The organism is Thalassolituus marinus, assembly GCF_020320395.1.
In the GTDB taxonomy this organism is placed as follows: domain Bacteria; phylum Pseudomonadota; class Gammaproteobacteria; order Pseudomonadales; family Oceanobacteraceae; genus Venatoribacter; species Venatoribacter marinus.
Window position 1 is genome coordinate 25,117 of record NZ_JAEDAH010000039.1, and the last position, 25,234, is coordinate 50,350.

Annotated in this window: 27 protein-coding genes; 12 read left to right on the plus strand and 15 right to left on the minus strand. The window is 54.6% G+C overall.

Annotation, left to right across the window (positions count from 1 at the left end; genetic code table 11):
• Positions 1-5: 5 nt before the first annotated feature.
• From hisD to I9W95_RS07390, 9 genes are all read right to left on the minus strand, one after another.
• Complete coding sequence (gene hisD, locus I9W95_RS07350) at positions 6-1,310, minus strand: histidinol dehydrogenase (protein WP_225673407.1); 1,305 nt, start codon at positions 1,308-1,310, stop codon at positions 6-8.
• An 11-nt stretch (positions 1,311-1,321) separates the two neighbouring features.
• Positions 1,322-1,972 carry an ATP phosphoribosyltransferase gene (gene hisG, locus I9W95_RS07355; RefSeq protein ID WP_225673409.1) on the minus strand — a complete coding sequence of 217 codons (651 nt, stop codon included), beginning with the start codon at positions 1,970-1,972 and terminating at the stop codon, positions 1,322-1,324.
• A 134-nt stretch (positions 1,973-2,106) separates the two neighbouring features.
• Complete coding sequence (gene murA / locus I9W95_RS07360; RefSeq protein WP_225673411.1) at positions 2,107-3,372, minus strand: UDP-N-acetylglucosamine 1-carboxyvinyltransferase; 1,266 nt, start codon at positions 3,370-3,372, stop codon at positions 2,107-2,109.
• Between the two features lie 13 nt (positions 3,373-3,385).
• A complete protein-coding gene (locus I9W95_RS07365) occupies positions 3,386-3,622 on the minus strand; it encodes a BolA family protein (RefSeq protein WP_225673413.1) in 237 nt (78 codons plus the stop codon).
• 114 nt (positions 3,623-3,736) lie between these two features.
• On the minus strand, positions 3,737-4,042 hold the full coding sequence (locus tag I9W95_RS07370; protein WP_225673415.1) for an STAS domain-containing protein: 306 nt from the start codon (positions 4,040-4,042) through the stop codon (positions 3,737-3,739).
• Between the two features lie 11 nt (positions 4,043-4,053).
• A complete protein-coding gene (locus I9W95_RS07375; protein ID WP_225673417.1) occupies positions 4,054-4,713 on the minus strand; it encodes an MlaC/ttg2D family ABC transporter substrate-binding protein in 660 nt (219 codons plus the stop codon).
• An 11-nt stretch (positions 4,714-4,724) separates the two neighbouring features.
• Entirely contained in the window at positions 4,725-5,183 is a 459-nt protein-coding gene (gene mlaD / locus I9W95_RS07380; protein WP_225673419.1) for an outer membrane lipid asymmetry maintenance protein MlaD, read from the minus strand.
• Between the two features lies 1 nt (position 5,184).
• On the minus strand, positions 5,185-5,967 hold the full coding sequence (gene mlaE, locus I9W95_RS07385) for a lipid asymmetry maintenance ABC transporter permease subunit MlaE (protein ID WP_225673421.1): 783 nt from the start codon (positions 5,965-5,967) through the stop codon (positions 5,185-5,187).
• Entirely contained in the window at positions 5,967-6,779 is an 813-nt protein-coding gene (locus I9W95_RS07390; RefSeq protein WP_225673422.1) for an ATP-binding cassette domain-containing protein, read from the minus strand. The genes mlaE and I9W95_RS07390 overlap by 1 nt, the downstream gene beginning before the upstream one ends.
• A 180-nt stretch (positions 6,780-6,959) precedes the next feature.
• Here I9W95_RS07390 and I9W95_RS07395 point away from each other — a divergent pair, with 180 nt between their 5' ends.
• From I9W95_RS07395 to yjgA, 12 genes are all read left to right on the plus strand, one after another.
• Complete coding sequence (locus I9W95_RS07395; protein WP_225673423.1) at positions 6,960-7,922, plus strand: calcium/sodium antiporter; 963 nt, start codon at positions 6,960-6,962, stop codon at positions 7,920-7,922.
• On the plus strand, positions 7,919-8,893 hold the full coding sequence (locus I9W95_RS07400) for a KpsF/GutQ family sugar-phosphate isomerase (protein ID WP_225673424.1): 975 nt from the start codon (positions 7,919-7,921) through the stop codon (positions 8,891-8,893). Before I9W95_RS07395 ends, I9W95_RS07400 begins: the two co-directional genes overlap by 4 nt.
• Positions 8,893-9,441 (plus strand): LPS export ABC transporter periplasmic protein LptC, encoded by a 549-nt coding sequence (lptC, locus tag I9W95_RS07405; RefSeq protein WP_225673425.1) that lies wholly within the window; start codon positions 8,893-8,895, stop codon positions 9,439-9,441. The genes I9W95_RS07400 and lptC overlap by 1 nt, the downstream gene beginning before the upstream one ends.
• Positions 9,431-10,006 carry a lipopolysaccharide transport periplasmic protein LptA gene (lptA, locus tag I9W95_RS07410; RefSeq protein WP_225673426.1) on the plus strand — a complete coding sequence of 192 codons (576 nt, stop codon included), beginning with the start codon at positions 9,431-9,433 and terminating at the stop codon, positions 10,004-10,006. The genes lptC and lptA overlap by 11 nt, the downstream gene beginning before the upstream one ends.
• Positions 10,003-10,728, plus strand: coding sequence for an LPS export ABC transporter ATP-binding protein (lptB, locus tag I9W95_RS07415; protein WP_225673427.1), 726 nt, complete (start codon positions 10,003-10,005; stop codon positions 10,726-10,728). The genes lptA and lptB overlap by 4 nt, the downstream gene beginning before the upstream one ends.
• Positions 10,729-10,823: 95 nt before the next feature.
• Entirely contained in the window at positions 10,824-12,311 is a 1,488-nt protein-coding gene (locus I9W95_RS07420) for an RNA polymerase factor sigma-54 (RefSeq protein WP_225673428.1), read from the plus strand.
• A 41-nt stretch (positions 12,312-12,352) separates the two neighbouring features.
• Positions 12,353-12,655: a ribosome hibernation-promoting factor, HPF/YfiA family gene (gene hpf, locus I9W95_RS07425; RefSeq protein ID WP_225673429.1), complete on the plus strand. Its 303-nt coding sequence runs from the start codon at positions 12,353-12,355 to the stop codon at positions 12,653-12,655.
• 3 nt (positions 12,656-12,658) lie between these two features.
• Positions 12,659-13,117, plus strand: coding sequence for a PTS IIA-like nitrogen regulatory protein PtsN (gene ptsN, locus I9W95_RS07430; RefSeq protein WP_225673430.1), 459 nt, complete (start codon positions 12,659-12,661; stop codon positions 13,115-13,117).
• A gap of 22 nt (positions 13,118-13,139) precedes the next feature.
• Positions 13,140-14,012, plus strand: a complete 873-nt coding sequence (rapZ, locus tag I9W95_RS07435) for an RNase adapter RapZ (protein WP_225673431.1) — start codon at positions 13,140-13,142, stop codon at positions 14,010-14,012.
• Positions 14,009-14,278, plus strand: coding sequence for an HPr family phosphocarrier protein (locus I9W95_RS07440; RefSeq protein WP_225673432.1), 270 nt, complete (start codon positions 14,009-14,011; stop codon positions 14,276-14,278). Before rapZ ends, I9W95_RS07440 begins: the two co-directional genes overlap by 4 nt.
• 106 nt (positions 14,279-14,384) lie before the next feature.
• Entirely contained in the window at positions 14,385-15,740 is a 1,356-nt protein-coding gene (mgtE, locus tag I9W95_RS07445; protein ID WP_225673433.1) for a magnesium transporter, read from the plus strand.
• A gap of 20 nt (positions 15,741-15,760) precedes the next feature.
• A complete protein-coding gene (gene yjgA / locus I9W95_RS07450; protein WP_225673434.1) occupies positions 15,761-16,267 on the plus strand; it encodes a ribosome biogenesis factor YjgA in 507 nt (168 codons plus the stop codon).
• A 24-nt stretch (positions 16,268-16,291) separates the two neighbouring features.
• Here the strand turns inward: yjgA and I9W95_RS07455 are convergent, their stop codons facing one another.
• The 6 genes from I9W95_RS07455 to mreD all read right to left on the minus strand — a co-directional run bounded on the left by I9W95_RS07455 (position 16,292) and on the right by mreD (position 25,233).
• The gene (locus tag I9W95_RS07455) at positions 16,292-17,689 is read right to left on the minus strand and encodes a sodium/proline symporter (RefSeq protein ID WP_225673435.1); all 1,398 of its coding nucleotides are present in this window, start codon (positions 17,687-17,689) and stop codon (positions 16,292-16,294) included.
• A gap of 217 nt (positions 17,690-17,906) precedes the next feature.
• Positions 17,907-18,701 carry a carbon-nitrogen hydrolase family protein gene (locus tag I9W95_RS07460; RefSeq protein ID WP_225673436.1) on the minus strand — a complete coding sequence of 265 codons (795 nt, stop codon included), beginning with the start codon at positions 18,699-18,701 and terminating at the stop codon, positions 17,907-17,909.
• On the minus strand, positions 18,701-22,720 hold the full coding sequence (locus I9W95_RS07465; protein WP_225673437.1) for a YhdP family protein: 4,020 nt from the start codon (positions 22,718-22,720) through the stop codon (positions 18,701-18,703). The genes I9W95_RS07460 and I9W95_RS07465 overlap by 1 nt, the downstream gene beginning before the upstream one ends.
• 11 nt (positions 22,721-22,731) lie before the next feature.
• Positions 22,732-24,183: a ribonuclease G gene (rng, locus tag I9W95_RS07470; protein WP_225673438.1), complete on the minus strand. Its 1,452-nt coding sequence runs from the start codon at positions 24,181-24,183 to the stop codon at positions 22,732-22,734.
• Positions 24,184-24,187: 4 nt separating this feature from the next.
• Positions 24,188-24,841, minus strand: a complete 654-nt coding sequence (locus I9W95_RS07475; protein ID WP_318653599.1) for a Maf family protein — start codon at positions 24,839-24,841, stop codon at positions 24,188-24,190.
• Entirely contained in the window at positions 24,754-25,233 is a 480-nt protein-coding gene (gene mreD, locus I9W95_RS07480; protein WP_225673439.1) for a rod shape-determining protein MreD, read from the minus strand. The genes I9W95_RS07475 and mreD overlap by 88 nt, the downstream gene beginning before the upstream one ends.
• Position 25,234: the final 1 nt, after the last annotated feature.

Below are 25,234 nucleotides of genomic sequence, written 5' to 3' on the forward strand. Positions count from 1 at the left end.
CAGATTCAGTCCTTAATGCGGTATTCAGCACTGCGTGCGTGGGCGGTAAGGAACTCGCCACGAGCCAGCACAGATGCTGTTTTGCCCAGTTCAGAAGCACCATCGGCCGAACACATAATCAGCGACGAACGTTTCTGGAAGTCGTACACACCCAGCGGCGAGGAGAAACGCGCGGTGCCGGACGTTGGCAGTACGTGGTTCGGACCCGCACAGTAGTCGCCCAGCGCTTCAGCGGTGTAACGACCCATAAAGATAGCGCCGGCGTGACGAATGGTCGGCAGCCAGGACTCCGGATCTTCCACTGACAGCTCTAAGTGTTCCGGCGCAATGCGGTTAGCAATGGCAATGGCGTCGTCTTTGTCTTTGGCCAGAATCAGTGCGCCACGCTCGGTCAGCGAGGTGCGAATAATGTCCTGACGTTCCATAGTCGGCAGCAGTTTGTCGATGGAGGCTTTTACCGCATCGAGGTAGTCGGCATCGGTGGATACCAGAATCGACTGCGCGTCTTCATCGTGCTCGGCCTGGGAGAACAGGTCCATAGCAATCCAGTCCGGATCGGTTTTGCCGTCACACACCACCAGAATTTCCGATGGGCCGGCAATCATATCGATACCAACCTGACCGAATACGGCGCGCTTGGCTGTAGCCACGTAGATGTTTCCCGGGCCAACAATTTTATCGACCTGCGGAACCGTGTCAGTACCGTATGCCAGTGCCGCAACCGCCTGTGCACCACCAACGGTGAATACACGGCTTACGCCAGCCGCAGCGGCCGCTGCCAGTACCAGCTGGTTCAGTTCACCACCCGGAGTCGGCACCACCATGATGATTTCCTGCACACCGGCAACGTGAGCCGGAATAGCATTCATCAGCACGGACGAAGGATAAGCCGCTTTACCACCGGGCACATACAGGCCCACGCGGTCCATCGGCGTTACTTTCTGGCCCAGCATAGTGCCGTCGGCTTCGGTGTAGCTCCAGGAGTCCTGCTTCTGTTTTTCGTGGTAGGCGCGTACACGCTCTGCTGCCACCAGCAGGGCTTCGCGGCGATCGGCAGGCAGACCGTCGAGGGCTTCCTGCAGCTGCTGCTGATTCAGTTCCAGCTCGGCCATGGAAGAAACTTCCATGCGGTCGAACTTGTTGGTGAACTCAATCAGAGCTTCATCACCACGGGTACGGATGTCATAAATAATGTCGGCAACGGTCTTCTGCACAGCGGCATCGGATACCGATTCCCAGGAAAGCAGGCCTTCCATCTGTTGTGCGAAATCGGCCTGTTGTGAGCTGAAACGACGAATTTCAATAGTCATAAAATAATCTCTCAGGCTTTTGCCTGGCGCTGGCGTTCAATCGCCGCCGCCATTTGTTCAATAATCGGCTGAATCTGTGCGTGCTTCACTTTCATCGCAGCACGACCCGCAACCAGACGGGAGCTGATTGGCGCGATCAGATCGCGGGCTTCCAGGCCGTTGGCTTTCAGGGTATTACCGGTATCAACGATATCGACGATCATATCGGCCAGACCCATAATCGGTGCCAGCTCCATACCGCCGTACAGTTTGATGATATCGACCTGACGGCCCTGTTCAGCAAAGTAACGCTTGGCCACGTTGACGAACTTGGTGGCTACTTTCAGGCGGCCCTGCGGCATTTCGGCATCTTTGATTGCCGCGGTCATCAGACGACAGGTAGCGATATTCAGATCCAGTGGTTCACACAGGTTGTCGCTGCCGTATTCCATCAGCACGTCTTTGCCTGCCACACCCAGGTCAGCGGCACCGTACTCAACATAGGTTGGTACGTCGGTGGCACGGATCACCACCAGCTTGATATGGTCATGGTTTGTGTCAAAGATCAGCTTACGACTCTTTTTGATATCCTCGGCCGGATGAATACCGGCTTCCGCCAGCAGTGGCAGAGTGTCATCGAGAATACGCCCTTTCGACAGAGCAATCGTCAGTGGTTGAGTCATAAGTTGCTGATCCTCTTTATTCAGCGTGTTTTAAATCTGTTTCGTTCTTCAGTTTTTCGCCAACGCAGGCCGTGAAAGCGTTGGCGAAGCAGCCAGCTTTCACTCTTTTACTGATAGCGTCGGCGAGGCCGATATCAGCCAGATACTCTACGGATATTCGCACCTAACTGCTGAAACTTTTCTTCAATACATTCATAGCCACGGTCTATGTGATAGATGCGGTTAACATCCGTCACGCCGTCGGCCATCAGCGCGGCAATCACCAGCGATGCCGAGGCACGCAGGTCGGTTGCCATTACCGGAGCGCCATTCAGCTTCTCTTTACCGGTTACGATGGCAGTGTTGCCTTCAACATGGATCTCGGCACCCATGCGCACCAGTTCCTGTGCATGCATGAAGCGGTTTTCGAATACGGTTTCAATCACGGTACCCGTGCCTTCTGCCAGCGCATTCAGCACCATGAACTGTGCCTGCATATCGGTCGGAAATGCCGGGTGCGGCGCGGTGCGGATATTGACCGCTTTCGGACGCTTGCCATGCATGTTCAGTTCGATCCAGTTTTCACCGGTAGTAATTTCAGCACCCGCTTCTTCCAGCTTGTGCAGTACCGCTTCCATAATCACAGGGTCGGTATCTTTGGTTTTTACGCGACCACCGGTAACCGCTGCAGCCACCAGATAGGTGCCGGTTTCAATACGATCTGGCAGCACATCAAAAGAACAGCCATACAGCTTTTCAACACCTTCAATCACCATGGTGTCAGTACCGGCACCGGTGATTTTTGCACCCATAGCGTTCAGGCAGTTGGCCATATCGACGACTTCCGGCTCGCGCGCGGCATTTTCGATGGTAGTGGTACCATCCGCCAGGGCTGCAGCCATCATCACGTTTTCAGTACCGGTAACCGTCACGGTATCGAAGAAAATATTGGCGCCGGTCAGACGACCACCCGGCACGTATGCCTTGATATAGCCATCCATTACTTCGACTTCGGCACCCAGTGCTTCCATACCGCGAATGTGCAGATCCACCGGACGGGAACCAATGGCACAACCACCCGGCAGGGATACTTCTGCAGCACCGTAGCGTGCCAGCAGCGGGCCCAGTACCAGAATCGAAGCGCGCATGGTGCGCACCAGATCGTACGGCGCAACGTGGCTCTTCACATTGGCACAGTCAGTTTCTACTGACATATCTTCATTAATAGCAACTTCAACACCCATGCAGCCCAGCAGCTCGAGCATGGTGGTGATGTCGTGCAGGTGCGGCAGGTTACCTACCCGCATTACACCTTCGGCCAGCAGCGTCGCAGCAAGGATCGGCAGTGCCGAGTTTTTCGCGCCGGAAATGCGCACCTCACCATCAAGGCGTCTGCCGCCTTCAATTCTCAGTTTGTCCATAGGGAAGCTCTTATTATGCGTCGGCTTTTTCGGCAGGCGTAAAGGTCCGGATAGAAACGGCATGCAGACGGCCATCCGCGATGTACGGATTCAGAATGCGGTACACAAACTGCTGACGCTTAACCGCGTTCAGGCCTTCAAAGACCTCACCAACGCCTTCAACAACGTTATGGTACCCATCACCATCGGTGGTCCAGGTGACTTCAGGGGATTCAGTTTGCAGGACTTGCAGAATTTCTGCCGGAGACATCGCTCTACCACTCAGCTCAGGAAAACGCCGAATGATAGCGGATTTACGCCGCTGGGCGAAGCGCGGGAATGTGTTTATATGATAACCAGAGCACGATCCTGAGCGCGTACTGACTCAGATCAGCACAGTCTCGAACACAGGATCAAGATCACTGATGCTGATGATTGGGCGCATGTGTTCAGGCAGATCCGCTATTCGCAGGGTTACAGACTGTTTTTCGGCTTCACGCATCCACTCCAGCAACAGGGCAACACCCGCGCTGGACACTTTATCCACAGCAGCCAGAGAAACCGTCCATTGACCACCAGCAGCCGCAAGCAGTTTGAGCCCCTGCTCAAGCACAGGGACAACCGTGGAATTCAGCAGATCACCACGCACTTCGGCGTTCTGATCATCAGTGCGGACAATAGTGGCAGACATCGGGGGCTCCGTTAAACTGCTGGCTTCTGCTTACGCAAACGACGTCCCTGCTCCTGCAGGGCTTCAATCCAGGCATCAATAGCTGCGCCGATGTTGCCATCGTTTTCGTAAACCATCTGTTCAAACTGTTCGCCGAACAGACGACCAACATTAATGCCGTTAACAATCACATTCTGCGCCATCCACTGACGCTTGCGGTGATGGAAGTACATGCTCTGGGTGATCGGGAATACACGACCACTGGGAGTTACGACCTCAAGATCCACCAGGGTGTTACGCAGGCTATGCTCCACATCGGTCTTGGGTGGCAGCATACGAACTTCATAATCTTCAAACTCGATGAGGCCGGTGGCATAGCTGCTCAGCAGGCTACGCTTGAAAGCACTGGCGAAGCGCTTGCGCTGCTCCACACTGGCTTCCCGGTAGTGACTCCCCATGATTCGCCGCGTCAGACGCTGAAAATCAATCATCGGCCCCAGAACATCTTCCAGTTCCCAGAAGAATTTGGCGTTATCGCTTTCGTAGATATGGCGATTGCGGTTGATCGATTCCAGCACTTTCTCAGTGGTGCGTTTAACCACCTCATGCGCCTGTTCAGCCAGAACGTCAGATTCTGCAGCCCAGTTCAGCGAACTGAATGCAAGTGTCCAGACAAGTATCAACCAACGCATGGCAGTCTCCTTCAGCCTTCTGCTTTGTTAAACAGGAATCGTCCTATCAGTTCTTCCAGTACCAGAGCCGACTGGGTATCTTCGATCCAGTCGCCTTCTTTCAGATAGTCTTCCTCAGCCCCTACCGTGAGGCCGATGTATTTTTCCCCCAGCAACCCGGCAGTGAGAATGGCCGCCGAGGTATCCGCAGTGAGTGTGCTCATGGAACGATCAATTTCCATTTCCACGACGGCTGAGTACCACTCAGGGTCCAGGTAAACCTTCGTCACCCGCCCGATTGTAACACCAGACATCGACACCTTTGCCTTGTCTGTCAGGCCACCTAAATTCTCAAAGCGAGCCTTGATAGTGTAGGTGTCGCCACTGCCCGCCATGGTCAGCCCGCTGACCCGGAAAGCCATCAGCACGATAGCCACCATGCCCATGACCATAAAGGCACCAACAGAAATTTCGATATATCGCATGCGCATGTTAAACGCCTCCCAGCATGACTGCGGTCAGAACAAAATCGAGTCCCAGCACCGCAAGAGATGAAATAACCACAGTCTGTGTTGTTGCCTTACCGATGCCTTCGGACGTCGGTTCCGAATCATAGCCCTGATAGACCGCAATCCAGGTGACGACGGCACCAAAGACCAGGGATTTGATAATCCCCTTAACCACATCGTTATAGAACTCTACCGAGGCCTGCATATTGCCCCAGTATGCGCCCTCGTCGATGCCGAACATATCAATGGCGACGAAAGCACCACCCCAGATACCGACCGTCGAGAACAGCAATGCCAGAATCGGCATCGAGATAATGCCTGCCCACAGGCGCGGGGTAATGACTCGTTTGAACGGATCAACCCCCATCATCTCCATCGCCGACAACTGTTCAGTGGCCTTCATCAGACCAATTTCAGCCGTCAGCGCCGAACCTGCACGCCCGGCGAACAGCAATGCCGCAACCACCGGTCCGAGTTCACGCAGTAATGACAGAGACACCAGCGTTCCCAGCGCGCCTTCTGAACCATAGCGGGCAAGGATGTACTGCCCCTGCAGGCTCAGCACCATGCCGACGAAAAAACCAGCCACGACAATAATGATCAGTGAGCGCACACCCACGGAATAAATCTGTTTAATCAGGTCAGCAAATCCGGCACTGCCCGGACCACCCCAGAGCACGGAGTTGCGGAACAGAATCGTGGCCCGACCGATCGATTCAATTGCATCGGTCCCGCGCCGGCCGATTGCCTGCAGCTTACTCAGCATTATTTGCCTCCTGCCAGCAGGTCAGCACGATAATCACCGGCCGGGAAATGGAAAGGCACAGGGCCGTCCGGCTCTCCGCGCAGAAACTGTTTCACTTCATCATTTCCTTCGTTGATCAGCTCTTCCGGCGTGCCGAAACCGATTACGCGGCCTTCTGACACGACACACAGATAATCGGCAATGGAGCAGGATTCTTCGACATCATGGGACACCAGCAGGCTGGTCAGCCCCAGCGCCTGATTCAATCCGCGGATCAGTTTAACAATCATGCCCATGGATATCGGATCAAGACCAGTGAACGGCTCGTCATACATGATTATTTCCGGGTCCATGGCAATGGAACGCGCCAAAGCAACCCTGCGCGCCATACCACCTGACAGTTCCGCCGGCGTCAGATCACGGGCACCACGCAGCCCCACCGCTTCGAGCTTCATCAGCACCAGATCACGGATCATGGATTCCGGCAGGTCGGTGTGAACACGCAAAGGGAAGGCGACGTTATCGAATACATTCAGGTCGGTAAACAGGGCACCGGTCTGGAACAGCATGCCCATTTTCTGACGGCGCAGCTCAAACAGCTCTTTGCGGCTCAGCGCAGGAACGTTGCGGCCATCTACAATGATGTCACCGGATTCAGGCAGCAGCTGACCACCGATAAGACGCAGCAGCGTGGTCTTACCAGTACCACTCGGGCCCATGATGGCAGTGACCTTACCGCGGGGGAAATCGACACTCATGTCGTTATAGATCAGCCGGTCGCCCCGACTGAAACTCATTCCGCGAATAGATACGTATGCCTGACTGGCGGACATGAGCACCGTCCTGTTGCCGTTGATAGTTCGGGCTTAGCTTAACGGAATGTAACAACAGAACCAACCGATGAAGAGGCCAGTAAAAACCCGCCAGTAAAACGCTAAGTTGCAATTGCGTGCAGAATCCCCTTCGGTACAATGACCGGCTTTATCTTTTACTGTTTCGGGCATCGTTCTTTCATGCTGTCTGCATCTGCTGCTGTTATTGTTGGTCTGGTTATTCTGGTCTGGAGTGCCGATAAATTTGTTATTGGTGCCGCAGCCACCGCCCGCCGCCTGGGCATGTCACCGTTACTGGTTGGCCTGACGATTGTGGCTATGGGCACATCTGCGCCAGAAATGTTCGTATCAGCGATGGCTGCACTGGATGGTGCCGGTAACCTCGCCGTCGGCAACGCTCTGGGTTCCAACATCACCAACATAGCGCTGGTGCTGGGTGTTACCGCTCTGATCAGCCCTATTCCGCTACAGAAAAAACTGCTGAAAAAAGAACTGCCATTGCTGGTACTGATCAGCATTATTGGTGGTCTTACGCTGGCTGATCTTGAGCTGAACATGATCGACGGCCTTATCCTGATTGGCGCGATGATCGTTGCCCTGTACCTGATGTTTCAGGAATCCAGCGAGTCCGGCGAAGCCGTTGTCGAGGAAGATGAAGCAGCGGAAATTGAAAATACACCACTGAGCAAAGCAGTGATTGAACTGCTGATTGGTCTGCTGGCGCTGATGATCAGTTCTAAAATGCTGGTATGGGGTGCCACCCTGATTGCACGCGAATTCGGAATCAGCGATCTGGTAATCGGCCTGACGATCGTAGCGATCGGTACCAGTTTGCCCGAGCTGGCAGCCTCTGTGGTCAGCGCGCTGAAAGGCCATCATGACATTGCCATTGGCAACGTCATTGGCTCCAATATGTTTAACTTACTGACAGTAATGCCGATTCCCGGCCTGCTGGCAGTCACCCAGGTGGACGCCCTGGCACTTTATCGCGATTACGCGGTCATGATGGTATTAACCATCGCTTTACTGGTTCTGTTCCTGCTCAGCTATCGTAAAGGCAAACTCGGGCGCATCCCGGGAGCCATGCTGACGACCAGTTTTGTCGCGTATATGACTACCCTGTTTTTTATGGCGAACCAATGACAACAAATTATAGCTTTAACTTTCTGGCTTCAGCCCGCCGTACCATCAATCTCGAAAAAGATGCCGTTGCCCAGCTGGAACAACGCCTGACCGACGATTTCACCCGTGCCTGCGATATGATCCTGACCTGCACCGGCCGCGTGGTTGTTACCGGCATGGGTAAGTCCGGGCACATTGGCAATAAGATTGCTGCCACACTGGCCAGCACGGGTACGCCTGCCTTCTTCGTACACCCGGGTGAAGCAAGCCACGGCGACATGGGGATGATTCAGCCGGATGACGTGGTTATTGCCTTGTCTAACTCCGGCGAAAGCAGTGAAGTCACCAGCCTGTTACCGCTGTTCAAACGCCTGGGCAGCAAGTTAATCAGTATGACCGGCAAACCGGAATCGACTCTGGGTCTGGCAGCCGATGCACACCTGAACACCGGTGTGGATCAGGAGGCCTGCCCACTGAACCTGGCACCAACCTCGTCCACCACCTGTGCGCTGGTAATGGGAGACGCCCTTGCCGTTGCCCTGCTGGAAGCCCGCGGTTTTACCGCTGAAGACTTTGCTTTCTCTCACCCGGGCGGCTCACTGGGGCGCCGTTTGCTGCTGAAAGTGGAAGATATCATGCACGCAGGCGATCAGATTCCGGTGGTTGGCCCCGACGCCCCGCTGGCCGAAGCCCTGCTGGTTGTCACCTCTAAAGGTCTGGGTATGACTACCGTGCAGCAGGATGGCAGCCTGCTGGGTATTTTCACCGACGGCGACCTGCGCCGCGCCATCGACAATGGTGTTGATATTCACAGCGCAACCATGGCCGATGTGATGACTGCCGGTGGTAAATCCACCACCCCGGGCACCCTGGCTGCCGAAGCACTGAAGAACATGGAAGACAACAAAATCAACGCACTGGTGGTTAAGGAAAATGACAAAGCCGTTGGCGTTATTACCATGCACGATATGCTGCGTGCCGGCGTTATCTGATGCGTAAGCGTTACCTGCTGCTGATCGTCACTCTGGTGTTCGGCCTGGCTCTGATGGCGGTAGACCGCTACACCCAGGAACTGGTGCCGTTCCAGACAGACAGTTCAGTGCGGGAAGCCGACTACTACGGCGAAGGGCTGTTCAGCCGTCAGTACGGCGCCTCTGGCAGCCTTGATCAGACATTTATGGCCGCTCGTTCGATACATTACCCGCAAGAGCAACGAACGGAGTTTTCCGGCCCCATTCTGACCAGTACAGACGATGACGGTAAACAATGGCAGGTTACCGCCCTGCAGGGTGAAATTCAGGATAATGACCACTTACTGTATCTGATCGGAGATGTTGAAATCCGCCCGGTGAGTGACAACGCCATGATTATTCAGACGCCTGCGCTGGTGTATAACAGCGATACCCGCATTGCTGAAACCAGCGACCCTGTCACCATTACCAGCCCGCAGATTCGCGTCAATGCCACCGGCATGACCATGGATCTGGATCGTCAGCGAATTGAGTTCCGCTCAGAGGTAACAACCCACTATGTTCCTTAATCGTATTCCGACATTCCTTGGCTCCCTCTTGCTGCTGGTCAGTTCAGTCAGTCAGGCCTTGCCTGACGATTGGCAGCAGGAAATGACCATTGTTTCCGACCGGGCAGAAATCGACCGCAAAACCGGCATCGGAGTGTATGAAGGCAATGTCATTCTCACTCAGGGCACGCTGAAGATTGAAGCCAGCCGCCTGACCCTCATCCGTAACGACGACAAACTGGAAAAAGCGGTGGCAGAAGGTCAGCCGGCCCGCTACCAACAGCAGATGGCCGCAGACAAACCTCTGACCCGGGCACAAGGTAAGCGCATTGACTATTTCGCCACTCAGCGGGAAGTTCGGGTAAAGGGCAGCGCCCGTCTTGAGCAGGAAGGTAATTTATTCACCGGTGATTTGCTGACCTACGACATGACCGCAGAAACAATCAGCGCATCAGGCGGACAAGCGGCCACATCATCGGCCGAAACCAGCTCCGGCGATGGCGAAACCAGCCCGGGGCGAATCCGTATGGTTATTCAGCCGCAGTCATCCAGCGACAATTCGGAAAAAGCCGGAGAAGCACAATGAAAACGCTGAAAGCCGAACACCTGGCGAAAAGCTACAACGGCCGCGAAGTTGTTAAAGATGTTTCCATGTCCGTTCACAGCGGCCAGATTGTTGGCTTGCTCGGGCCGAACGGCGCCGGAAAGACCACCTGTTTCTATATGATCGTCAACCTGGTCCAGGCCGATAAAGGCCGCATCAAGATCGATGATGAGGACATCAGCCACCTGCCGATGCATGGCCGTGCGCAGAAAGGCATTGGCTATCTGCCGCAGGAAGCGTCCATTTTCCGCAAGCTCAGCGTTGCCGATAACATCCTCGCCATTCTGGAAACCCGCAACGACCTGAACCGGGCGCAGCGTCTGGAAAAACTGGAAGAGCTGCTCAACGAATTCAATATCCAGCATATCCGTAACAGCCTTGGCATGGCCCTGTCAGGCGGTGAACGCCGCCGTGTCGAGATCGCCCGGGCGCTGGCCGCCGAACCGCTGTTTATTCTGCTGGATGAGCCTTTCGCAGGGGTTGACCCTATATCCGTGGCTGACATCATGGACATCATTCGCCAATTGAAAGCGCGGGGCATCGGTGTTCTGATTACCGACCACAATGTGCGTGAAACTCTGGCGATCTGCGAGAAAGCCTATATCGTAGGTGGTGGACATATTATCGCTGAAGGCAGTGCCGACGAAGTACTGGCCAGCGAGCAGGTACGCAAGGTGTACCTGGGCGAAGACTTCCGACTCTGATCCGTATCACGTTATTGATCAGGAAAGATTCCAAGGGAAACCGGTTGGCGTATAATGCACAGACCGTGCCGATACTGAGTGATTACTGAACTTCTATGAAAGCGTCTCTTCAGTTAAAGATGGGTCAGCAGTTGACCATGACCCCTCAGTTACAACAGGCGATTCGTCTACTGCAACTGTCTACTCTCGACCTACAGCAGGAAATCCAGGAGGCGCTGGACTCCAATCCAATGCTGGAAGTGGAAGAGCATGAAATGGATGACCTGCCAGACCTTTCCGGTCCCGAGAGCAAGGAAAGCAGCCCGGAGGTATCCAGTCACGATGATCATGGTGATACCCCGGAACTTGATGAGCAGTGGTCACAGGAGCAACTGCCGGATGATCTGCCGGTCGACAGCCAGTGGGAAGATACCTACCAGACCACCGCCTCGGTCGCGTCAGGCAACAGTGGTGCTATCGACGACGACTTCGATTACGACTCCCGTCATGCCAGCACCGATGACCTGCAGGATCATCTGCTGTGGCAACTGAACCTGACCCCGATGTCTGATACCGACCGTGAAATCGCATTGATGCTGATTGATGGTGTCGATACCGATGGCTATCTGCACACCACCGTCGAAGATATCCTTGAAAGTATGGACCCGGAACTTGACGTCGAAGAAGACGAAGTGATGGCCGTACTGCACCGCCTGCAACAATTTGATCCGGCAGGTGTGTTTGCCCGCGATCTGCGTGAATGTCTGCAGCTGCAACTGCAGCAACTGCCACCGGCCACGCCATGGTTGAAAGAAGCGCGTATCGTTATTGGCGAGTACATCGAATTATTGGGCAGTAAAGACTACCCAACACTGATGCGTAAAACCAAGCTGCGCGAAGACGACCTGAAAGAAGTACTGCGCCTGATTAAAGAACTGAACCCGAAACCGGGTGCAGGTATCAGCCCGGAACAAGCCGAATACGTTGTTCCGGACGTCATTGTCCGTAACGTGCGCGACGAATGGCGTGTGGAACTCAATCCGGATATCGCGCCAAAGCTGCGCGTTAATGCCGACTATGCTGCTCTGGTACGCCGATCTGACAACAGCACAGATAATACCTTTTTGCGTGACCACCTGCAGGAAGCGCGCTGGTTTATTAAAAGCCTGCAGAGCCGCAACGAAACCCTGCTGAAAGTCGCCACGAAAATTGTGGAATACCAGATCGAATTTTTCGAAGAAGGCGAAGAAAAAATGAAGCCTCTGGTTCTGCATGATATTGCCGAGGCTGTTGGCATGCATGAATCGACCATTTCCCGTGTCACCACACAGAAATACATGCATACACCTCGCGGTATTTTTGAGCTGAAATATTTCTTCTCCAGTCATGTCAGTACAGATGGTGGCGGAGAGTGTTCTTCTACCGCTATCCGTGCCATGATCAAAAAACTGATTGCCGAAGAAAATGCACGCAAACCATTGAGCGATAACAAGATTGCATCAATTCTTGGTGAAAAAGGTATTCAGGTTGCACGCCGAACCGTAGCAAAATACCGCGAAGCCATGATGATTCCGCCATCCAATGAGCGGAAGCAACTGATTTAATAATGACAGAAAAGTAAGCCAGCAATAAAAGGAGTCTGGACATGAAAATCAATATCAGCGGTCACCACGTAGATATTACTGAGTCTCTGCAAGCCTACGTTGAGGAAAAAATGTCCAAGCTGGAACGTCACTTTGACAACATCACAAATGGCCAGGTAACCCTGACCGTTGTTAAAGAGCGTATGACAGCCGAAGCGACCATTCACGTCAGCGGTTCTGATCTGCACGCCAGCGCAGAAAACGATGACATGTACCACGCTATCGATCAGATGGTCGACAAGCTGGATCGTCAGGTACTGAAATACAAGGAAAAAATGGTAGCTCGCTCACACGGTCAGGCCTGATATATGACAATCGGTATCGAAGATATCCTGACACCGGAACGTGCTCTGCTGAACGTTGCGGTGACCAGTAAGAAGAAACTGCTTGAATTTCTTGCGGGGGTTGTCACGGAACAACTGCCTGGCAGTACCGCCGACGATATCTTCGACCGATTACTGAGTCGCGAACGACTCGGCAGTACCGGCATTGGGGAAGGCATTGCTATTCCTCACTGCCGTTTACGCTTTTGCGAACAGGCAATCGGAATTCTGATGAAGCTGGACGAGCCAGTGGACTTCGATTCTATTGATGGAAAACCCGTGGATCTGGTATTTGCACTTCTGGTACCAGAAGAAGCCACGGAAGAACACCTGCAGATACTGGCAATGCTGGCAGAGAACTTCAGCAACGCTCAGTATCGCGAAGCACTTCGTAATGCGCCTGACACACGCCACCTGTATCAACGTGCTCTGTCTGGTAAATAATCGAATTTAAGGAGAAGAGCGTATGCGTCTGGTGGTTATCAGTGGTCGATCCGGATCGGGTAAATCCAGCGCTCTTCATGTCCTCGAGGATCAGGGCTTTTATTGCATTGATAACCTGCCCATCGGTCTGCTGCCGGCACTGGTTCAGCAAACCGAAGGGGAAGAAAAACTGGCCAAGGTTGCAGTCAGTATTGATGCCCGCAATATCCCCCACGCCTTTGATAATATCCACAGCGTTCTGCACGAGCTGCCAAAAGACGAATATCAACTGGACGTTGTCTATCTCGATGCCAGCGAAGAAGTGCTGCTGCAACGCTTCAGTGCCACACGTCGGAAGCATCCGCTGACCAGCAGCCAGGTATCTCTGGCCGAAGCCATTAAACGAGAGCGGGATCTGCTCGAACCGGTTGCCAACATTGCCGACCTGACGCTGGATACCACGCAAATGTCGGTGCACGAATTACGCAGCCTTATTCGCTTGCGGGTTGCCGATAAAAACAGTGCTGAAATCGCAATTCTGTTTGAGTCCTTTGGCTTTAAGCATGGCATTCCGATTGATGCTGATTACGTTTTCGACGTGCGCAATCTGCCAAACCCATACTGGGACCCGAGTCTGCGTCAGTTCACCGGACGGGATAAGCCCGTCATCGACTTTCTCGCCGCCGAAAATCAGGTCGCTATGATGGAGCAGGACATCAGCGCTTTTATTCATCGCTGGCTACCGGCCTTTATCGATGCCAGCCGCAGTTACATGACCATCGCCATCGGCTGCACTGGCGGCCAGCATCGATCTGTGTATATTGTCGAGCAACTGACCAAAGAATTCAGCGCACGCTATCCGAACGTGCAATGCCGCCACCGCGAACTGGCTGGTGCAGACCAGGAGACATCATGATCGAAACCCAGGTAACCATTATCAACAAGCTGGGCCTGCACGCCCGCGCAGCCGCTAAGCTGGTGTCGACGGCATCAGCGTTTGGCAGCCGTATTAAAGTCGGTTACCCGGACAAGATGGTCGACGGAAAAAGTATCATGGCGGTAATGATGCTTGCTGCCAGCAAAGGCACCGAGCTACTGCTACAGGTCGAGGGAGATGATCAGGAGCAGGCAATGGAGGCCGTGCTGGATATCATCAACCGCCGCTTCGACGAAGAAGAATAATTCTGCAAAAACAAGCTGCTACACGCATTCGTGCGAGTAGTTTCATGGTATCTGTGGTCTGATCAGGCTAGAATTATTCACATCTTAAACAGGACCTGCCCTGACCATGGCACAGCAATCTGAAAAAGCCAGAGCTAAGCTCCATAGTCTTAACGCTGCCCTCGAAAGCGGGGCCATGGCGCAGGTTAAACGCATCCTGAATTCCGGTCTGGCACCGGTTGATATTGCCCACCTGATCGAGTCCTCCCCGCCTAAAGCGCGTAAAGTGCTGTGGGAGATGGTCGAAAAAGAACTCGAAGGTGAAGTTCTTCAGAATCTGAGCGAAGAGCTGCAGAGTCACTTCCTGAGCGACATGAGCGCCGAGGAAGTCGCCGACATCGCTGCCGAACTCGACACCGATGACGTGGCCGACATGCTGCAGCAGCTGCCGGAACGTGTGACCCAGGAAGTTCTGGAGTCCATGGACCAGCAGGACCGCGCACGACTGGAATCCGTGCTGGGTTATGCCGAGGACAGTGCCGGTGGTCTGATGAACACCGACACCATCACTATCCGTCCGGATATTACCCTTGAGGTGGTGCTGCGTTATCTGAGGCGACATAAATCGCTTCCTGCCACCACGGATAACCTGCTGGTTGTCAGTCGTAACAATGAATTCATCGGTACGCTGCCAATCAGCAAGCTGCTGGTCAGCGACCCGAACCAGACGGTGCGGGAAGTGATGAGCACCGATGTCAAAATCATCCCGGCCAGCATGCATGATACTGATGTCGCCAAACTGTTCGAACGTCACGACCTGGTATCCGCTCCGGTGGTCGACGAAGACGGTATTCTGGTCGGCCGTATCACCATTGACGACGTGGTTGACGTAATTCGTGAAACAGCGGATCACTCGCTGATGAGCATGGCAGGTCTGGATGATGAAGAAGACACCTTCGCTCCGGCCCTGAAAACCAGCCGCCGCCGCGCCGTCTGGCTGGGTATCAATTTGCTCACCGCATTAGCCGCTTCTGCCGTGATTGGTCTGTTCGATAAAACCATCGAGCAGGTGGTCGCGCTGGCGGTCCTGATGCCAATCGTTGCCAGCATGGGCGGTATTGCCGGCAGCCAGGTACTGACTCTGGTAATCCGCGGCGAAGCACTGGGCCACTTAAGTGGCAGCAACTTCCGCTGGCTGTTCAATCGCGAGCTGATTGTTGCCGCTATTAATGGCGTTCTGTGGGCAATCGTTATCGCCATTATTACCTTTGCCTGGTTCCGCGACCCGGCCATCGCCATCATTATCGGCTCAGCCATCATCATCAATCTGATGGTTGCGGCGATGAGCGGTGCTGTACTGCCTATGATTCTGAAAGCCCGCGGCATAGACCCGGCACTGGCAGGCAGTGTGATTCTTACCACAGTAACTGACGTTGTGGGCTTTATGTCCTTCCTTGGGTTAGCTACCCTGTTCTATCTCTGATATCGCCAGAACCAAATTCCATGAAACACACCGACTATGAAGATGACGATGACTTCGTCAGCAAATCCGAACTGAAGCGTGAAGCACAGCGTTTTCAGGATCTGGGCAAAACCCTCACCGGCCTGCCGAACAACAAGTGGAAGGAACTGCCGATCTCGGAAAACCTCTACAACGCACTGGTTGAGAATGCCCGACTGAAGCAGAACGAAGCCAAACGTCGTCACCTGCAGTACATCGGCAAGGTGATGCGCGATGAAAACTGCGAAGCGATTCAGGAAGCGCTGGACCTGCTTGATCCATCCAGTGAAGCCTACGGCCGTCGTATCCGTCAGCAGGAACTGTGGCGCACGCGCCTGGTATCCGACCCGAAAGGGCTGAATGCTTTTATCGACGAATACCCTGAGGTAGACCGCCAGCAGTTGCGTAATCTGGTGCGTAATGCACAGAAAGAAATGAGCAGCGAACCGCCGAAACCTGGCACCAGCTATAAGAAGCTGTTTCAGCTGATTAAAGAGTACACGAACTGATAACAAAGGGAGCCTGGCTCCCTTTTATTTTGCAGCGCGATTACCGATAGCCGGAGCCAGAATCAGCAGGCCAGCAAGCACGGCGGGCGCTCCCTCATACACTGCACCGTGCCACCCCAACTCACGCCACAGCAGACTGACCAGCAACCCGGTCAACATCGCCACAACCGATAGCCGCTGGGATGGTTTTGCGCCAAGGGCCAGAGCGATCAACAGCGGCGCCAGAGCACTGCCCAGCGCCGACCAGCTGAGAATAACCAACTGAAATACCGTCTGGTTATTACCCAGAGCAAGGCCCAGAGCCAGCAGAGTCACCAGCAGCGTCGCTGCTTTTATCAGCCACATTGGCAATTTATCCAGCGGCAATAAATCCTGAGTTAATGACGAAGAGCAGCTCAGGATCAGCGAATCTGCGGTCGAGATTGTGGCAGCAAATATGCCCGCCAGAATTAACCCGACCAGCACCGGTGGCAGCAACTGCAATGCGATTGTTGGCAGCGCCAGTTCAGCATCAAAGCCAGCGGTATCCGGCAACAACACCCTTGCCAGTAAGCCAACGCCAGTCGCCATCAGGTAAAAGGCGGTAAACCACAGGTAATACCAGAAACGTGCACGATTAAGGTTGCCGCTTTCATTCAATGCCATAAAGCGCACCATAATGTGCGGCTGACCAATCACCGAAAATCCGGCAAATGCCCAGCCAAGAGCAAACAGCAAACCACCAGCCAGGCCTGGAATAATGAGATCCTGTGGAAAAAGATTGAGAAAGCCCGGCACCTGCTGCATCGCGTCAATGGCGTCCGCACCGCCGCCCAGTGATGCAACCGCGACAACCAGTAATACCCCCATCGCCATCATCATGACCACCGACTGCGCTGCATCAGTCCAGATCGAGGCGCGAATGCCTCCCGCCATGCAATAGGCCGCAACAATAACGGCCCCAAGCACAGCACCGGCCCACATTTCCCAGCCGAAGAGCACGGACAGCGCCTTACTGCCGGCCATCAGCTGAGCACTGGCGTACGCCAGCAGAAACAGCACCGACACCAGACCAATTAAGCGCTTCAGCAGAGGGTTGGCTTTTCCTCCCCAATGACTCACAACACCGGCATAACTCAACTGACCAGTCTGTTGAGTTGCCTGACGCAGCGGCCGGTGAATCCATTGTGACGCGATAAAGTCGCCCGCGATCCAGCCAACCATAATCCACAAGGCCGCCAACCCCGTGCTGTAGGTGTAACCAATAACGCCAATAAACATATAGCCACTGTTATTGGTGGCCACAGCCGATAATCCCACCAGTAATGGCGACACCGACGAACTGGCTAAATAGTAATCTTTTTGCGAACGACGACTGTGTATGACTGAACTGATGCCAATAGCGGCAAAAATAGCGAGAAAGAGAAGAAAACTGCCAAGCATGGTGATTCCTGTCCCCACGACTGAGCGTGGTCCGGTCCATTTGCGTTGCCCGGAGCAACATGAGCAATGCGAAAACGCATCAAAGCAGAGCTGATACAGCCCTGAAAACAGCACTCACGAGGAGTACTAACGCAGCCTGTTTAAGGCCAGAGAGTTGCCAGTTATTCAACTGAGCAGTCGTTATCATTCCAGATAAGAAGCAAGACTGCAAAAGTGCTCAGCGTAACTGGCGCTTGAGAGGAATACGTTCACGCACAGCAAGCAGTGAAGCAGAATCTGTGTCTGCCAACGCAATACCCGGTTGTTCCTGCAAAGCAGCAAGAATCTCACCCCACGGGTCAATAATCATCGAATGCCCCCAGGTCTGACGCCGCTCATCGTGCCAGCCACACTGATTGGCCGCCAGCACATAGCACTGGGTTTCAATCGCCCGTGCACGCAGAAGAATTTCCCAATGGGCCTGACCTGTGGTGTAGGTAAAGGCCGCCGGTACACAGATAAGTTCAGCGCCTTTGTCACGCAGTGCCCGGAACAGTTCGGGGAAGCGCACATCAAAACAAATCGATAAACCCAGCCTGCCTAACGGGGTATCAACCACCACCAGTTCGTCACCAGGCGCAAAGCGATCTGACTCACGGTAGCGCCCCTGAGCATCGCCAACCTCGGCATCGAACAGATGAATCTTGTCGTAGCGCGCCACACACTCTCCGCTGGCTGAGATCACCAGAGAGGCGGAGCGCACTCGAGGGTCTCCGTCGGGGGAAGGCAACGGCATCGCACCGGCCACCAGCCAGATATCATGCTGCACTGCCAGCCGACACAACCAGCTCAGATAGCCATCATCCGCTGCAATCGCAGCGTACTGCTGACCATCCATGCTGAGAAACATCTCCGGCAGCAGAGCCAGCAAAGCCCCCTGTGCTGCAGCTTCAGCCACCGCCTCTTCAATCGCTTTCTGGTTCGAGACGATATCAGTCTGACTGCTGATCTGAATAACGGCTGCGCGGGTCATCAGTCACCCCCGAAAATATTGAAGATGCTTTTAACCCGGTCCCACAGGGAGCGACTTTTCTTGCCATCGACATCATCATCGAAGGCCTGATTAATCTTCAGCTCGGGTTTTTCCCAACTGCCTTTAACGTCATAACTGGCACTGGTGAAGCGGGCAATTTCTTCACCGATCAGCTTTTCAGTTACGTATATGGAAGCCGCTACCGGCGGTGCCAGTCCGGCCAGCAAGGCGACCACAGGTAAGGTACTGGATACCGGGAAGGTCACGACCATCTTCATATCCAGCGACTGGTCGGTCATCAGGGTGCTGCCCGACATCAGGAATTTTGCCCCCGGACCATCCAGCGCCAGAGGTTCGGTGAAGGTCAGCAATCCATCCTCAATACGGGCCTTGGCTTTCAGCGAGTAAAACGACACACCGGACTGATAAAGATCAGAAAAGTCGAGTTTCAGACGGCGGGCAACCGAAGCAAAGTTCAGCGCACCGAAGGCTTTCAGTGCACCGGTGCCCTCTGCAGCCATACTGCCATCGCGAATGCGTACACTGGCCAGCCCGTTCAGGGTGCGGGTATTAAATGCCAGCGGTGAGCCATGCCAGCTCAGACTCAGAGTCGAACGCATATCCTTACCTTCGATAATCGCATCCTGACGAAATGCTCTCTGCACTTTACCAACGTCGTTGCTGCTCAGGCTGAGCGTATCCAGGCGCGTGGTATGCAAGTCACCGTCACGCAACCACTGCACGTCGCCAGTCACTTTCAGCGCCTTCATATCACTGTCCAGAATACGAACGCTCAGCCCACCGGCAACCGGCCGGCTTTCCAGCTGCCAGCGACCATAGTTGCGGTCACCCACGTACAGTTCCGCCAGCGTCATATCAAGGGCTGGCAAATCGGCCGGAATCAAATCCGCCAGAGGATCATTCTCAGGCCAGTAGTCGGCCGCACTGACCATCGGTCTGTCGCTATCGGTTGCGACAACGGTTGACGGCTCATCCGCCTCGTCAGCACCATCGTGCGGCATATGAATGTAATCAAGATTCAGGACCAGTGGCTGATTACCGGGCTTCATATTGATGCCTCCCTTAACCAGCTCACTATCGACGACGAAGTTCCATTCATTCCAGCGCTGTTCGGCCGTAACGCGGGTCGGCCCCATTGGCGTTCCCCAGGCATCCACGGCGGCCAGATTAATATCGACCGAGCGTACCGGCCCATGACTGGCAGCCGTGCTGGTTGGCGATGTATTGCCACCGGCGCTACTGTCGTTGTCCAGCAGGCTCATCATATGCTGCCAGGTTACCCACCAGTCTGAAGCATTCAGTGGCTCGTCAATGCGCCCACGGATTTCCAGCCCCGGATCGCTCGGCAGGAAGGGTTCAGTGTTGCCGAAGTAAACCTGACCGCGTTCCAGACCTCCGCCAGCCAGAGCCACCACACTGCGCATCTGGTCGTTGTAATTCATGCTGATGCGGGTTTCTTTGCCCGGATGAATCTCAGTCAGTAGCGAACGCGTTTCGTCTGCGCGCTTACCCAGGGGATACGGCAAATCAATGGCGGTACCCTGCAGATCCGACAGCAGACGGAAATCAACACCATCCTGCCCCACCACCAGCTGCGTTTCATAAGTCAGCTTGCCTGACAGAGGGTCGAGCAGGAATAACGGCAACCATTCACGGAAAGGTGCCCAGTCTGCTTCGCCCTGACCACCAACCAGCAAATCAAAGCCCCCTGGGCGAGGACGGGATTCAATACCACCGCTGAAGTGCCCGCCGAAGATATCGCCTTCAAGCCACTCCGACGTCAGGCCGTAAGCCGTGCTGTAACGCATCCGTCCCTTGAGGTTATCAAAGGTGAGGTTCAGCGACTCAACCGTCAGACGCGTGTCTGCCAGAGCGATGTCCAGGTCAACATCCGGCACTGTGCCTTCAACCCCGAGCGGCATCGACAGTTGAAACTTAGCATTTACCGTCCCCTGGCTGCGCCAGTCATCCAGCGCATGATTGACGGCCTCGGCCAGCGGCGTATCGGTCAGATACAGCAGTGCCTCGTCAGCTCCTCCCGACAAATGTGCACGCACATCCAGACGCACATGCCCTTCGTTATCCGGTGCCAGCTGAATCCGACCACTGCGTTCAACCAACTTACCGCCTAACGTCGTTCCTTCATCCAGATTAACTTCCAGCTGCGGGCTGCGCATCAGCAGGCGTCCACGTAACGCTGAAATATCGGGCCAGTTCTCCATATAGCGCAGAGTGGCATCCTCAAAGCCGAGGTGCAGTTGCGTGGTCAGGCTGTTCTGCGGACGCTCAGAGCCAGGCTTGCCCTGCATAACGAACGCACCATCACTGAAGTGCCCGGCGAGAATAGCGCCGTCGATCCAGTGGCGTACGCCCTCATCCAGAATCGAAGGGATCAGCTGACTTTTCAGCGATGCGGGCGCGTCAGGCAACCCCAGTAACAATGAAAGCGACGCTTCATGCTGGCTGTCACGGTGTGGTACCGCCATCGCGAACTCAGCTGTCAGTGGCCAGCTGACACCGTCTGTACCGTCTTCGCTCAGACGGCCGCGCGCATCACGTACCTGCAACTGTGAATACTGAGGGTGAATTGACCAGTAAAACGCGCCATCAAATTGCTGCAGCTGCCAGGGCTGGTCGTACACGCCCTCCAGGTGCATAACGAAATCTTCCTGCGCCAGGCGCAAGACACCGCCGTGCGGCTGCAGATGCAACTCACCACTGAGATTGGTAAAGGATGGAATGCCGTGATAAGCAACCGAGGAGGCTTCCTGCAAAGCCGCACGCACATCCACTTTCCAGGGACTGCCCGGCAGCAGAGAGATACGCACCTGGCTGGCCTGACCGGTACCCTGAGTTTCGCCAATATAGCTATCGAACGGAGGCGGAAGCAGCTGATGACGAATCAGAAATTCACGTGCGGCCCCCATATCCAGTTGTGGAATGCCAATCTGCCAGCCTTTCTGATCTTTCAATGCCACTGCCGACAGCGTAACCGTCGGGAACGGTAGTTGCTCAGCAAACTCAGGAGTAATCTGCAGGTGCCAGTCATCACCGTTGTGGCGACCACTGGCGCTCAGATGCCCATTGGTCAGCGTCAGCGGCTCGGCGCGGGTGGCAATTTCCAGCTGTGGAATATCTGCATCAAGATGCAGGGCATTAAGATCACCATTGCGGATGCTCAGCCAGGCTTCGGCACCTGCAACAAAGCGGTTTACACGAATTTCAGCAGGCAGGTTGGTTGGAATCCAGCGACTCCAGTCCTGAGATTCGAGGTGAACGTAGACCTCACCGTTCTGGCTTTTCCATGGCCATAGCTCGCCTTCCATGGTGCCCATCACGCGCAGATTGGTCATCTGCTCGCGTCCCCAGGCGACCTGACCATCAAGATCGTGGTTGTCGCCCTGATTACGCCACAGCATCTGATCGATGATCAGGCCTTCCCGGGTATTTTCGGGATCATAAGAGGTAATTTCCCAGTCTTTCAGCAGAATAGCCTGCTGCAAAGACAGCCAGTTCAGCCAGGCCGGTGTTTCAGCAGGCGTCGCGTTTGTCTCAGTCGTGGGAGTTTTACCGGCCTTACCCGCCAGTGAGGGCAGCAGCCACTGACTGCCGATGCGCCATTCGGTATTGCTGAGCTGATGCAATTCGGCAATGACGCCTTCAATTTCGACATGACGGAAAACCGGCTGGCGATAGAATAGTGTGGCACTGACATCCAGCTCAGCTTCCATGGCTGAAATGTGTATACCGTCTGCCGCAGGCCCCAGCTGCACATCATTAAGATGGACCACCGGAGAAAAGACACGCCAGTCTCCTTTCAGCTGACCAATGCTGACCGGCTGTTTAAGTACAGCCGACAGCTTTTGCTCAAGATCCGGGCGATAGGTTTCGATCAGCGGAATCAGCTGACGGCCAACACTGGTGTACAAAGCCAGACTGACTGCCGCAACAACCAGTGTGATCCAGATTTGTGTCCAGGTTTCCCGCAGCCAGAGCATTACCGGTTCCGCTATTGAAGAATAATGTCGTACTGGTCCTGAGCGTACAGCGCTTCGACCTGTAACTTGATCGCTTTACCTATAAAGGCTTCAAGATCTGCCAGGCCATTGCTGTCTTCATCCAGCAAGCGATCGACTACCTGCTGACTGGCCAGAACCAGATAGGTTCCCGCACCATAGGCACGTTCTTCACGCAGAATTTCGCGGAAAATTTCGTAGCAGATGGTTTCAGCGGTTTTCACCGACCCTCGTCCTTCGCAGTGCGGGCAAGGCTCCATCAGCATCTGCTCAAGGCTTTCACGGGTACGCTTACGCGTCATCTCCACCAGACCCAGCTCAGACACTCCGCTGATTTTGGTTTTGGCGTGGTCCTTTTCCAGCACCTTCTCCAGCATGCGCAGAACCTGACGCTGGTGCTCGACTTCGGCCATATCAATAAAGTCGAGAATGATGATGCCGCCGAGATTACGCAGACGCAGCTGACGGCCAATGGCTGTTGCGGCTTCCAGGTTGGTTTTGAAGATGGTCTCTTCGAGGTTACGTCGTCCGACAAAACCACCGGTATTTACATCAATGGTGGTCATGGCTTCGGTCTGATCAATCACCAGATAACCGCCGGACTTCAGCTGTACCTTGCGTTCCAGTCCGCGCTGAATTTCATCTTCGACGCTGTACAGTTCAAACAGTGGTCGTGGCCCTGGATAGTAGCTGATACGGTCAGCGACTTCCGGCACATACTGCTGCACAAACTGCTCTATTTTCTGGAAAGTCTCACGCGAGTCGATCAGGATTTTACTGACATCCGGGCGCGCATAATCGCGCAGCGTGCGCAGTGATAATGGCAGCTCGTCGTACACCAGACTCGGTGGCTTATTGTCTTTGATACGTTCTTCCAGCTTGCGCCACAAACGACGCAGGTAGCGGGTATCGGCCAGAATCTCATCTTCACCCACACCTTCGGCCGCAGTACGCAGAATAAAGCCGGCTTCGCCGGTCAGGCCTTCGGCTTCCATACAGGCAGAAACCAACTGTTTCAGACGATCACGCTCACCCTCGTCATCAATGCGCTGCGACACACCCACATGCGCTTCGCCTGGCATATACACCAGATAGCGAGATGGAATAGCCAGTTGCGTGGTCAGGCGCGCGCCCTTGGTGCCTATCGGATCTTTGGTGACCTGCACCACCAGCGACTGACCTTCATGTACCAGCTGGTTAATCGGTGTATTAGCGTTACCTTCACCAATTTCGGCCGCGTGAATAAACGCGGCACGCTCCAGACCAATGTCGACAAAAGCAGCCTGCATACCGGGCAGCACGCGTACGACTTTTCCTTTGTAAATATTACCGACCAGACCACGGTGATTGGTTCGCTCGATAAAAATTTCCTGCAGTACACCGTTTTCGACGACCGCGACCCGCGTTTCAGTCGGGGTGACGTTCATTAAAATTTCTGCATTCACGCTGTTATTTCTCCCAGACCGGAACACCCAGCTCGCCTAACAAGGCGGCGGTCTCCGTCAATGGCAGGCCCACCACATTGCTGTAGCTGCCACTGATCGATGCGACCAGCACGGCTCCGAGCCCCTGAATTCCATAGCTGCCTGCTTTATCTGCAGGCTCTCCGGTGGCGATATAAGCGTCGATCTGCTGTGCACTCAGCTCACAGAAGCGAACGTCCGTAACCACCGTAATCTGTTTTTCGGTACTGTCCTGAACCAGCGCCACCGCCGTCATCACCTGATGACTGTTGCCTGACAGTTCGGTCAGCATCTGCCGCGCCTGCGAATCGTCCTCAGGCTTACTGAGAATACGATCATTCAGCACCACAGTGGTATCAGACCCCAGTACCACCCGGCCTGGATGACGCTGCGCGACAACCCGCGCCTTCGCCAGCGACAGTCGGGCAACATAATCGGCTGGCGTTTCACCCGGCAGCGGTGTTTCGTCGATATCAGCCACGTCGGTAGTGAAGCGCACACCGATCTGCTGCAGCAGTTCACTGCGGCGCGGTGAAGAAGAGGCCAGTATCATCATGTCAGATGCAACCGCACCATGATGATGTGCGTCAGCCCGTACACCCATGGCCAGACCAGTGCCGACGTTAAAGCAGGCCCCCACAGGGGTACCGGACCCATGGTTTCACTGACCAGAGCCCCGGCCCAATAGACCAGCAATTGCTGCACCGCCACCAGCAGAAATACCACACCGGTCTGCTGCAGGAAGTTGAACATAACCATACGCCGGTACAGAACCTGTAACAGGAAGATATGAATGGCCAGCGTCAGTATGTGTGTGCCCAGCAAAGTACTTTGCTCGACATCCAGCATCAGCCCGAGCGGAAATGCGATCCACAATCCCGCTGTCTGCGGAGCAAACATCACCAGCAGGGTAACCACCATAAGTACCCACGCCGGCTGCAGCCACAGCAGCAGATCGGGCATCGGCAAATGCTCAAGCATAAAGGCAATAAATAAACCTGCTGCCGCCAGAATCAGTGCACGGATATTCATA